The following is a 12,573-nucleotide window of genomic DNA, read 5'->3' on the forward strand; positions in this document are numbered from 1 at the left end:
TAGATTGTCTCCCCCATTTCTATCCCTCGCAAACCTCTTTAGAAGGTTTATATAGCGATTGTACAAGTCGATCATATTCACGACGTGTAATCTCTTTATTATATAGCTTCAATAATAAATCTCTATGCTCTTTTGAAAATGCCATCTTTTTAATGACTTCAGGATACATAAAACACCCTCTCCATTTCACATAAACTTCTTCTTTCCGAAAAAACAGAACTTATGTTCGCATAAAAGATTATAAAAGATTCCTGTAAAAAAACAAACAAAACATGAGAAACTATTTATTTCTTTCTATTCTAAATATTACAACATTATATTATCATATTCACTTTTTAAATACATATATATTTTTGGTAGTTTTTTTGAATAAATCTTCCAATTCAATCAGAAAATAATGGCAAAAAAGAAGAGGAGTTTACATATGGATACGGTAACATTAGCAAGAGCATTTTTTGGTTCTTCATTAGCATTCCACATTATTTTTGCAACACTTGGCGTCGGACTTTCATTGATGATTTTTATAAGCGAAATACTCTATCACTGGAAGAAAGACTCCGACTATGCCATTATGGCGAAAAGATGGACAAAGGCGTTTGCTATTCTTCTCGGTGTAGCAATTCCAACTGGAACAATTGTTGGTGTGCAAATCTCACTTCTTTGGCCTGGTTTCGCCAAAATTGTTGGGCAAGTTATTTCTGTTCCCTTCCAAATTGAGATTTTCGCCTTCTTTTTGGAGGCTTTATTCATGTCGATTTACGTATATGCAGCCGATAAACTTCCTCCATTTATGAGATTAATCTCGCTATTTTTCGTCATGCTTGGTGCCACGGCATCCGCCGTGCTTATTACATCAGCAAATACATGGATGAATACACCAGCAGGCTTTTCAATGAATCCAGATGGATCTGTTTTTAACGTTGATCCGTGGAAAGCTTTCTTTAATCCAAGTTTTGGCACAAGTGCATTTCATGTCGTTATTACGGCTTATGCAACTGGTGCGGCTGTCATTGCTTCTATTGCTGGATTTAAATTATTGAAGAAAAATTTAAGTACACGTGAAATTGCTTATCATAAAAAAGGGCTGCTATTAGGGCTTGTGGTTACATTTATTACAGGCGCTACGATGTGGCTTTCAGGACATGAATCAGCGATTGCCTTACATAAACACTCACCTGAAAAACTTGCATCTGCTGAAGCTTTATTTGAAACAACATCACACGCACCGCTATCCATTGGTGGAGTTGTGGATCCTAATACACTTGAACTAAACTATGCACTTGAAATTCCAAACATGCTTAGCTTATTAGTGGGACTAGACCCTAGCACTGTCGTAAAAGGACTAAACGAATTCCCACAAGAAACATGGCCACCATTTTATACACATACACTATTCAACTTAATGGTCGGCACTGCTGCGTTTACCTTCGCTGTTGCAGCAATTGCGCTCTTATATTGGTACTTCGTTTACCGAAAAAAAGGAACAGAACTACCGAAGTGGCTACTTTTGGGGGCTGCCGCATGCGGACCAATTATGATGCTCGGTATTGAATTCGGATGGATTTTCAGTTGTAGCGGTCGTCAACCATGGACAATTTATGGTATGCAACGTACCGTCGATGCATCTACACGCGCCGATTTCGTCGGTCCTTTATTTGTTTTGTTCATCATTTTATATATTGGACTCGCTATTTTAACAGTCATTGTTCTACGGACATTCTTTAGAAGACATCCATTAAAGAATGATTTACAACACCAAGGAGGCGATTCTCATGCATGAGGAAAGTATTGCAATCATCATCTTATGGGCCCTTATTTTCGTATACAGTATACTAGGGTCCATTGATTTTGGCGCTGGTTTTTGGGGCATGGTATACGCAAAACATCCGACGCTCGCTGCTAAACTTGCGAATCGGTACTTATCACCAACTTGGGAAGTAACAAATACGTTTCTCGTTTTCGTCGTTGTCGCATTTCTCGGCTTCTTTCCGAAAGCGGCCTTTACTCTTGCGACAGTAATGTTCGTACCAGTTATGTTAATTTTAGTGCTCATTGCAGTACGTAGTACATTTATGGTATTTGCTTACTCCTTGCCAAAATATCAATACCTTCTTCGGGTTATTTCAGGTATTACTGGTCTATTAATTCCAGCACTATTAATTACCGTTTTACCCGTTACAGAGGGAGCCTATATTACAATGTCTGAAGGAAAGGAAGTACTCTTATATGGAAAACTTCTTTCTAGCCCAGTTATCTACTGTTATATGCTCTTCGGACTAACTTCTGAACTATTTCTCTCCTCTCTCTTTCTTGCTGATTTTTCGAGAGAACAAAGTTCAGAAGATACGTATAGAATTTATAGAAGAAATGCTATCATCCTTGGTCCTGCAACGCTCGTTACGGCAATTATTGCCCTCGTTGTAATGGATCCAGAAACACATTGGCTTATGCAAGGATTAATAAAGCAATTCCCGTGGTTTACAGTTTCTATTGTTTTATTCGTTATCGGATACTCGTCCCTTTGGTGGACAAACAAAAAGTACAATACACTAGGATACCCTCGCATTGCCGTTTTAGCTGTCGTCGCTCAATATGCATTTGCAAGCTATGCTTACGGGGTCGCGCATTTACCGTATATTATTTATCCTGACGTAACTGTATTTACAAGCTTTACAACGAAAGAAACGTTCTATGCACTGCTCATTCTATACGCAATTGGGATTGCAATTTTATTACCAGGATTTATTTTCTTCTGGAACTTATTCTTGAAGGATCGTACTTTTTTGAAGGAAAAATAATATAGCATTGGAGTCTGTTCCAAAAGGCATTTTGGGATAGGCTCCTTTTTTCATGTTTTGTCGATAAGTCTATACATTTTAAAAATCGCTGATATATTTTCAGTTGCGCCGATATATCTCAATAATCGCCCATATAAATTTCATTTACTATCTTACTGCCCAATAATTTATAGACTCCTCTCATAATAGTTATTTCACTATTCGTGACACTTGTCCTTTAGCATGAAAAACACATATTCACTTCATCTCGTTATACGTCTAGTTCTTCTTATTTTTTGCTGAATATACTACCAATATAAACTTGAGACAAGCTACATCTGTTTAAGGGAAAATAGAAAGGTAGGCAAAATATGAGCATTGAAATATGGATTACTATTATTGTATTCTTCTTAACAATGATTGTTATCTTTTGGCGGCCTAGAGGTTTAAATGAGGCGTGGCCAGCAGCAATCGGAGCTGGTATCATCATAATTACTGGACTTGTATCAAAACCAGACATCATGGATATTATAAGTAAAATTGGCGGTGCTTCCATAACAATATTAGCAACTATTGTTATGGCAGTTATATTAGAAAGCTTCGGCTTCTTCCATTGGTCCGCAGCGAAACTGGCAAATCTAGCGAAAGGTTCTGGACGCCGTCTATACTGGTATATTCAATTATTATGTTTTCTTATGACTCTTTTATTTAATAACGACGGTAGTATTTTAATTACAACTCCAATTTTAATTCTTCTAAAAAACCTTCAATTAAAACCACATCAACAAATTCCTTATTTATTAAGTGGTGCTTTAATCGCTACGGCATCTAGTGCACCAATTGGTGTAAGTAATATCGTAAATTTAATCGCATTAAACATCGTCCATATGACTCTTTATATGCATACTGCTATGATGTTTGTACCTGCAACATTAGGCTTATTATTTATGTCATGGCTCATGTATACAGTTTTGAAGAAAAAACTTCCGAAAAAATTACCTGTTTCTTCATATGATATTGAATAAATTTTCTTCACGAAAAACTTCCATCCACTAAAAGGAAATAATTCTGTTGATACGAAACAAAAACGGACAAGATTCATGTTAAAAGTATTAGGTTTCGTCTTCCTTATGCGCTGTCTTCTATTCGTTGCATCCTTCTTATCCATCCCAATTGAAATCGTTGCGGTACTTGGTTCACTCGTTCTGCTCATTTGGAGATGGTACTACTTACGAACAAATCCTGTCGACATTTTGAAAAAGACACCGTGGCACATTTTAATTTTCGCCTTCTCTATGTACGTCATTATTTACGGACTCCACAACGCAGGATTAACAGCTGCACTTGTACAATGGCTCGAGCCATTTGTGAATCAGCATCTACTCTATGCTAGCTTTGCAATGGGCGGACTTGTATCCATCCTCTCTAACGTCTTCAATAACCATCCTGCCCTTATGATTGGTACAATCACATTAACAGAAATGGGACTAGATCCAGTCACATTAAAAACTATCTATCTTGCAAACATCATTGGTAGTGACATCGGTTCACTATTACTACCAATTGGTACGCTAGCTTCACTCATTTGGATGTATATTCTGAAACAAAACAAAATTAAAGTAAAATGGAAAGACTATTTAAGTGTATCCCTTATCGTTATCCCGCTCACAACAGTCGTCACACTATTCCTCTTATTCTACTGGGTACATCTCTTCTTCTATAATAAAGTTAGGTACTACAGTGTGATCAATCAAGTAAAGAGGTGTAACATGTTATTGATATAAATGACTACCAGCTTCTTTAAATTCTTCTGCTTTCTCTTTCATTCCTTTTTCAATTGCTTCTGTCGTTTCTAAATCATTTTCTTTTGCATATTCACGAATATCATGTGAAATTCTCATACTACAAAACTTCGGTCCACACATTGAACAGAAGTGAGCTGTCTTTGCCCCTTCTGCAGGCAACGTTTCATCATGATATTCCATCGCACGTTCAGGATCTAAAGATAAATTAAATTGATCGCGCCAACGGAATTCGAAGCGTGCTTTTGAAAGTGCATCATCACGCTGATGAGCCGTTTTATGTCCTTTCGCAAGATCAGCCGCATGCGCTGCAATTTTGTACGTAATAACACCCGTGCGTACATCATCTTTGTTTGGCAAACCTAAATGTTCTTTCGGCGTTACATAACAAAGCATCGCTGTTCCAAACCAGCCAATCATCGCAGCTCCAATTGCAGATGTAATATGGTCATAACCTGGTGCAATATCTGTCGTTAGTGGCCCAAGTGTGTAAAACGGCGCGCCCTGACAAATATCAAGCTCTTTCTCCATATTCTCTTTAATTAAGTGCATCGGTACGTGTCCAGGTCCTTCAATCATAACTTGCACATCATGTTTCCAAGCAATTTTGGTTAATTCACCAAGTGTTTCAAGCTCAGAAAACTGTGCTTCGTCATTGGCATCTGCAATAGACCCTGGACGTAATCCATCTCCAAGAGAGAACGAAACATCGTACTGCTTCATAATTTCACAAATCTCTTCAAAGTGAGTATATAGGAAGTTTTCTTTATGATGGAATAGACACCACTGCGCCATAATCGAACCACCGCGCGAAACGATACCTGTCGTACGCTTTGCCGTGATTGGAATGTAACGAAGCAATACACCAGCGTGAATCGTAAAGTAATCAACGCCTTGCTCCGCCTGCTCAATTAACGTATCACGATATACTTCCCACGTTAAATCTTCTGCAATTCCGTTTACTTTTTCCAGCGCTTGATAGATTGGTACAGTTCCAACTGGTACAGGCGCGTTACGAATAATCCACTCCCGCGTCGTATGAATATTTTTACCTGTAGATAAATCCATAATCGTATCTGCACCCCAGCGCGTTGCCCATGTCATCTTCTCTACTTCTTCTGCAATCGAAGAAGATACAGCTGAGTTTCCGATATTGGCATTTACCTTCACGTGGAAATTACGCCCGATAATCATCGGTTCAGCTTCTGGATGATTAATATTCGCTGGTAAAATAGCGCGGCCTTCTGCGATTTCCTTACGAACAAACTCCGGCTCTACCCCTTCACGAATCGCAACGTATTCCATCTCAGACGTAATAATGCCATTACGTGCATAGTGCATTTGCGTAACGTTTGCACCTTGCTTTGCTCTAAGCGGCTGGCGATCCATTTGCGGGAAAACAGGTGTATGCTTCGAAGCTACTTTCACACCGTCATCCTCTGGTTTCACTTCACGCCCTTCGTATGCTTCTACATCACCACGCCCCATAATCCAAGAGTGGCGCGGCGTTGGAATTCCTTTTTCCAACTCGACCTTATACGCAGGATCTGTATAAGGACCGCTCGTATCATACACACGGATTGGTGGATTTGGGACGCCATTCGTTTCACTTTGTTCAATCTCACGCATCGGCACTTTCATACCTTCTCGTGGTCCATCCACATATACTTTCTTACTCCCCGGTAAACTAGATTTCAATTCAATTTGCTCAGCTGAAACAGATTGTTTCATAATTTTTGTTGCCCCCCTGTTCGTGACAAGGACGAGATATGGCCAGCGCATGCCAAAATAAAAAGAGCCAGGTCCATAAAAAAATAAGGACCTGGCTCATAAAGACATCATTATGTAAAGCCGTTAACTTCCCTACGCTGGTACGAGCCAGATCAGGTCCAAAGGGTTAAGAAGTTCACGCGCTTCTCTCTCAGCCTACGCATACGTTAGGCACCCCTAGTTTATCACTGATTTAATTTTCAATACTTTCCCATCATACACGATAATCTGAAAAATGAAAAGTTTATTTCTTTTGCACTTTACGGAATCATCCAATTTAAATAATATGCCTGAACATAAGTCATAATCCCCACAATTATGACGAAGAACAAGCTATGCTTCACTGTAAAACGGAACAAATCCGATTCTTTTCCGGCAAGACCAACTGCTGCACAAGCGATCGCAATCGACTGCGGGGAAATCATTTTCCCTGTTACACCGCCTGTTGTATTTGCTGCAACGAGAAGCACTTCAGATACGCCGACTTGCTGCGCTGTAATGGCTTGTAAATTTGAGAACAGTGCATTCGCAGACGTATCAGACCCTGTTAGGAATACGCCAATCCAGCCTAAGAATGGTGAGAAGAACGGGAATAGTCCGCCAGTTCCGGCTAATGCTAACGCTAACGTAGAAGATAGGCCAGAATAGTTTGCGATAAATGCAAACCCTAGTACAAATCCGATAGATAGAATTGGCATTTTTAATTCGTTTAACGTTTCTTTAAATGTCACTGCTGCGTCTTTTACATTCATTTTCAAAATAAACATAGAAATGATACAAGCAATTAAAATCGCTGTTCCAGTTGCCGATAATACATCAAACTTCAGAATTGCCTCGTAAGGCGTTGGTTTATTTACAATTGGCTCTGCTTTCATTACTAGGTTATGCAGACCTGGAATTTCAAACTTAAATACAAGACTTTCTAAAGCCCCTCCTGGAGCGAATAATGCCTTAAAGAAACTTTGGCTCCAAATGACTACCATAACCGTTAATACGATAAATGGGGACCATACCTTCACTACTTTTCCAAACGTTAATTTTGGCATCGATGCTACTGTCGTTGTTGCTGCTACTTCACTATTTGCTTGCCCGGATTGATAAGTTTCTTTCGGCTGCCAAACTTTTAAGAACAGCGCTAAACTAATTAAACTTACAAGTGCCGATGTAATATCCGGAAGTTCCGGCCCTAAAAATGTCGCTGTAATGAACTGCGTAATCGCAAATGAACTACCCGCTACAAGTAACGCAGGCCACGTTTGTCTTATACCTTTAAATCCATCCATTAAAAATACGATAAAGAATGGAACAAATAATGATAGGAACGGTAATTGATGCCCAGCCATTTGTCCAATTTTATGTGGATCAATACCTGTTACTTGTCCAGCAACTGTAATCGGAATTCCCATCGCTCCGAACGCCACTGGTGCAGTATTTGCAATCAAACAAAGACCTGCTGCGTATAAAGGATTTAACCCAAGACCCGCAAGAAGCGCTGCTGTAATCGCTACTGGTGCCCCAAATCCTGCCGCTCCTTCTAAAAATGCTCCAAATGAAAATCCAATTAAAATAACGAGTAGACGATGATCGTTCGTAATCGATAATACCGATGCACGAATCACATCAAATTGACCTGTTTTTACAGAAATTTTATATAAAAATACGGACATAATGATAATCCAAGCAATTGGCCATAACCCGTACAAAAAACCGTATCCGGTTGCTGCCATTGCCATCGTGAACGGCATTTTATAAGCGAATAACGCCACTAAAACTGTAAGTACAACTGTAATAAATCCTGCCACATACCCCTTCATGCGGAAAACTGCTAAAGCTAAGAAAAAAAAGATAATCGGAATAAGTGCGACCGCTGCCGAAATCCAAATGTTTCCGAATGGATCATAAACTTGTGTCCATGTGTTCATTGTTCTCTCCCCCTAAAGAATCCCCTTTTAAATAGAATAACCTCATCAATAGACTATCAGGTCATCATACCTTTAAGCCTAAAATAAAAAAACGTTTAAGAAAACGTTTTCAACAACTTTCATTTATACTGTACCATAACAATTTCTATTAAAAAAGATTTTTTTGAAAATTTTATTATTTAACAGAAAATCTTACAAAATCGTCACGTTCTTGTAATGTTCATCGATAGGAAGTTTGCCAAAATTATTGCATAATAATAGTATAACAACAGAAATTATTCATGAGGTGATATATATGAACGGAAATAAAATATTAGCTGCGTTATCATACTTTAGTGTACTATTTGCCCCTATCTTATTCCCTATTATCGTTTGGATCGTGGGAGACGCTGAAACAAAACCACATGCAAAACGTGCTCTATGGACACACATCATTCCAAGTATCGCTACATTCATTGGCGTAACTATTCTAGGAATTATGGGTCTTGGATCTGATCAACCAGATGTAACACTTGGAATTGGATCAATGATTGTCTTAGCTATTTGCGGAATCATCAGCTTATACTACTTCATCTGGAACATTGTAAAAGGAATTAAAGTGCTGAAAGCTTAATTTTAAACAAATGTTTGTTTAAAAAGGGCCCCTTGCAATTTGCAAGGGGCCCTTTTCCTAATTCGTTCACTTTATCTTCTGCGTTTCTTCTTTTTTCTCATCATTTTCTTTCGGCGCGTATTCACTTTATCCGCTATAATGTGGAGCGTACTTGCCACAACAATTCCCATTAAGAACGTTACAATTTCAACCTCATGCTTCTTCGCAATTTCTATTAAATTACCATCCAGTGCGATTACATTTAATAGTAATAAAAATGGAAAAAAGACGATTAACATGTACGCAATACGAATCACATCACCAAGTATAATCGTATGCGTAAAGAAAGATCGATGCGGTATTACTTTCTTATAAGGATACCAAAATATACGTAAGAAACCCCATTTGTTATAAGCATTACTGTACGTATCTAAATCTGGTGTTAAAAATGAAGTACCTACTAAAAAACCAATTGCAAAAGTTAATAAAAAATCAAAATTTGTTAATCCATACGAAAAGAGCAAAAACAAAACAACCGGAAGGGATATTAAGTTTATTTTCGTATGCGTTCTTCCTGATGGCATAATGCACTTCCTCGCTTATGTTCGTCCTGTCACCTTATGACAGATTTCACCTATTGACCTAATTTCTGATCGATAAATGTTGTGTCTATATCCGAACCAAACCATTCTGCCAACTTCACACGTGCCTTATCTTTCACATCTTCATTGACGTATAACGACACCTGTATTAGTGCGGCCGTTAACGCCCCTAAATCATCCGTATAGCCAATTCCAGCAATGAAATCTGGAATCGCATCAATCGGTGCAATAAAATAAGCAAGTGCTCCAATTACAATAATTTTCACTCGTTTTGGAACATCGGGTCTTTGCAAAACGTAAAACAGTAATAAACTTGCATAAATGATCGACTGCCCTGCTTGCTTTGCAACATGTTTTACTTTCTTCCAAAACGCTTCAACTGAAAATTTTTGTTTCATGTAAAAGCCTCCCTATTTTTAAAAAGAAATAAGCTACAATATGTTATCAGTAAAAGTTCATGGAAATTACACAAAACCTATCAATGAACTTTCATTGTAACAAACAAACTAAAAAAGAACAAGTGTTCGTTAATTTTCACACTATTTCCTTCATATAATAGATTTCTAGATAACCCTTACCCATCTTCATTTCTTATTTCTCAACAAAGAAAATTTTCACTTCCACTTAACATTCTGCTCTACCTTTGTTATATTTTCTAGTTGACGGACATATAAACGAATGTTAAAGTTTTCTCTGGTAGTGACAAATCTTATACAAAAAATGTAAAATGTTATAGTGTTTCTCAGAAATGAATTTTGTTGTATAATACAGAAATGACGTTATGCTTATGAGCAACAAAAGAAACCAAAAGGGTATGCATAGTTATAGTCGTATATGGGTGAATATAGAACCTTTAATTATGGCCAAGAAAACTATGTATTTTTTATTTTAACATTTTTCGCTCCAAAATCGACCAAGCCTGATAGAGAAAGGGTGGAAATGAATGAAAGAAACCTTGAAATCACAATTTCAAAATGTGCGTTTCACTGTATTCGTAGCTTTAGCCTTATGGCTGAAAACTTACCTTATTACACGCACAAGCTTTGATTTAAAACTTGAATCTTTCATGCAAGAATTCATTTTATTCCTTAGCCCATTAGCAGCATCATTACTGCTTGTTGGTCTTGCATTATTTGCAAAAGGGAAAAAACGTAACTATATAGCACTTGGAATTAATTTTGTCTTAACAATCGTTCTTGTTGGTAACGTAATGTTCTACGGATTCTACAATGACTTCGTTACATTACCGGTGCTAGGACAAACATCTAACTTCGGAAGTTTAGGTTCTAGTGTGAAAGAATTATTTAACTACAAAATTATCCTTGCATTTGCAGACATTATCATATTCTTCGTTCTGTTGAAGAAAATGAAAAACTTTGCACCTACAGAGCGTGTAGCACGCCCGATGCGTTCCCTATACTTCGTATCAACAGTTGCTATCTTCTTCGCAAACTTAGGACTTGCAGAAGCTGAACGCCCAGAACTATTAACACGTTCATTCGACCGCGTTATGCTTGTTAAAAACTTAGGATTATATGTACACCAAGTATACGATCTTGGCTTACAAGCAAAATCAAGTTCACAAAAAGCGTTCGCTGACGGTAGTAAATTACAAGAAACAGAAAACTACGTAAAAACAACACAAAGTAAACCAGATCCAAATATGTTCGGTACTGCAAAAGGGAAAAACGTAATTGTTGTCTCTCTTGAGTCATTACAAACATTCTTAATTGGTGCAACAGTTAACGGACAAGAAGTTACACCATTCTTAAACCAATTTACGAAAGAAAGTTATTACTTTGATAACTTCTTCCATCAAACTGGTCAAGGTAAAACATCTGATGCTGAATTCCTAGTAGATACTTCGTTATATCCACTAGACCGCGGTGCTGTATTCTTTACACACGGTAACAATGAATATACAGCAACTCCAGAAATTTTACGTCAGCAAGGGTATCACACGTCGGTATTCCACGCAAACAACGCAACATTCTGGAACCGTAACATTATGTATCCAGCACTTGGTTATGATCGTTACTACAACGAGCTTGATTACAAGATTACGCCAGAAACAAAATTAAATTGGGGATTAAAAGATATCGAATACTTCGATCAATCTATTGATATGTTAAAACAAGTGAAGCAACCATTCTATACTCGCTTCCTTACTTTAACGAATCATTACCCATTCACTTACGATGACAGTACAAAATTAATCGACGAATATAATTCTGGTGATGGAGTATTTGACCGTTACATGGTAACTGCTCGTTACTTAGACGAAGCAATGAAACACTTTATTGAGCGTCTAAAAGCAGAAGGTATTTACGACAACTCAGTAATCGTATTCTACGGTGACCACTACGGTATTTCTGAAAACCATAACCGTGCAATGGCACAGTTCTTAGGAAAAGAAGAAATCACTGCATTTGACCATATGAACTTACAAAAAACACCGATGTTTATTCACGTTCCAGGTCAAAAAGAAGGTAAAACAATTTCGAAACCAACTGGTGAAATTGACATTAAACCAACTATTCTAAACTTACTTGGTGTAGATTCTACAAATGACGTTCGATTCGGTCATGATGTATTCTCACCTGATAATAAAGGATTTGTTGTTCTTCGTGACGGTAGCTTCGTTACAGATAAATACATGTACACAAACTGTACATTCTATGACCGTGCTACTGGTGAAGTTGTACAATTACCGAAAGAAGAATCTCAACCACTAATTGATCGTGCCCAAAATGAATTGAACATGTCTGATAAAATCATTGAAGGTGACTTACTTCGCTTCTCTGAAAGTAATAAGATCAAAACTGGTGAAGTAAAAACAGTTATTAAAGAAGAAAAGAAGAGCGCTGAGTAATCTCAGCCTCTTTTTTATTTTCTTCCATACAACTACTTATATTCATAAACTTTAAAATTACATAACCTTTACCAAATATTCACATAGTGTTAATGAAGAATCTCTATAATAAAATATGTAAACGAGGTTCTACATATTTCTTATCTCTCATCTTTCGTAAGATCCCTTAAAGAAATGTGTAAATCTTTTGTTTCTACTTTCTTATAATTGTCTTTCAACTTGTTTTGTTTCCATAC

Annotated in this window: 9 protein-coding genes, 1 pseudogene and 1 riboswitch; of the genes and pseudogenes, 5 read left to right on the top strand and 5 right to left on the bottom strand. The window is 37.5% G+C overall.

The window, feature by feature from the left end; genetic code table 11:
* Nucleotides 1-19 precede the first annotated feature (19 nt).
* The gene (locus tag MR169_RS00110) at nt 20-169 is read right to left on the bottom strand and encodes a hypothetical protein (RefSeq protein ID WP_000283179.1); all 150 of its coding nucleotides are present in this window, start codon (nt 167-169) and stop codon (nt 20-22) included.
* A 255-nt stretch (nt 170-424) separates the two neighbouring features.
* On the opposite strand from MR169_RS00110, the gene cydA reads away from it, so the two are divergent.
* The 3 genes and pseudogenes from cydA to MR169_RS00125 all read left to right on the top strand — a co-directional run.
* Complete coding sequence (gene cydA / locus MR169_RS00115; RefSeq protein WP_000381982.1) at nt 425-1,780, top strand: cytochrome ubiquinol oxidase subunit I; 1,356 nt, start codon at nt 425-427, stop codon at nt 1,778-1,780.
* The gene (locus tag MR169_RS00120; protein ID WP_000544169.1) at nt 1,773-2,798 is read left to right on the top strand and encodes a cytochrome d ubiquinol oxidase subunit II; all 1,026 of its coding nucleotides are present in this window, start codon (nt 1,773-1,775) and stop codon (nt 2,796-2,798) included. The genes cydA and MR169_RS00120 overlap by 8 nt, the downstream gene beginning before the upstream one ends.
* Nucleotides 2,799-3,148: 350 nt before the next feature.
* Nucleotides 3,149-4,495, top strand: a pseudogene (locus MR169_RS00125) (arsenic transporter); the annotation flags it as partial.
* A gap of 54 nt (nt 4,496-4,549) precedes the next feature.
* Here MR169_RS00125 and thiC read toward each other — a convergent pair.
* A complete protein-coding gene (thiC, locus tag MR169_RS00130) occupies nt 4,550-6,310 on the bottom strand; it encodes a phosphomethylpyrimidine synthase ThiC (protein WP_000814479.1) in 1,761 nt (586 codons plus the stop codon).
* 112 nt (nt 6,311-6,422) lie between these two features.
* A riboswitch (TPP riboswitch) is annotated at nt 6,423-6,538 on the bottom strand.
* A 71-nt stretch (nt 6,539-6,609) separates the two neighbouring features.
* Complete coding sequence (gene lldP, locus MR169_RS00135) at nt 6,610-8,271, bottom strand: L-lactate permease (protein ID WP_242318711.1); 1,662 nt, start codon at nt 8,269-8,271, stop codon at nt 6,610-6,612.
* Between the two features lie 295 nt (nt 8,272-8,566).
* Here lldP and MR169_RS00140 point away from each other — a divergent pair, with 295 nt between their 5' ends.
* Nucleotides 8,567-8,884, top strand: a complete 318-nt coding sequence (locus MR169_RS00140) for a magnetosome magnetite crystal formation protein family (RefSeq protein ID WP_001014099.1) — start codon at nt 8,567-8,569, stop codon at nt 8,882-8,884.
* Between the two features lie 71 nt (nt 8,885-8,955).
* Here MR169_RS00140 and MR169_RS00145 read toward each other — a convergent pair whose 3' ends face one another.
* Nucleotides 8,956-9,447 carry a metal-binding protein gene (locus MR169_RS00145; protein WP_242318712.1) on the bottom strand — a complete coding sequence of 164 codons (492 nt, stop codon included), beginning with the start codon at nt 9,445-9,447 and terminating at the stop codon, nt 8,956-8,958.
* Between the two features lie 50 nt (nt 9,448-9,497).
* Entirely contained in the window at nt 9,498-9,863 is a 366-nt protein-coding gene (locus MR169_RS00150; protein ID WP_242318713.1) for a YkvA family protein, read from the bottom strand.
* Nucleotides 9,864-10,408: 545 nt separating this feature from the next.
* Here MR169_RS00150 and MR169_RS00155 point away from each other — a divergent pair.
* Nucleotides 10,409-12,337 (top strand): LTA synthase family protein, encoded by a 1,929-nt coding sequence (locus MR169_RS00155; RefSeq protein WP_242318714.1) that lies wholly within the window; start codon nt 10,409-10,411, stop codon nt 12,335-12,337.
* Nucleotides 12,338-12,573: the final 236 nt, after the last annotated feature.

The organism is Bacillus cereus group sp. BfR-BA-01349, assembly GCF_022663795.1.
In the GTDB taxonomy this organism is placed as follows: domain Bacteria; phylum Bacillota; class Bacilli; order Bacillales; family Bacillaceae_G; genus Bacillus_A; species Bacillus_A cereus.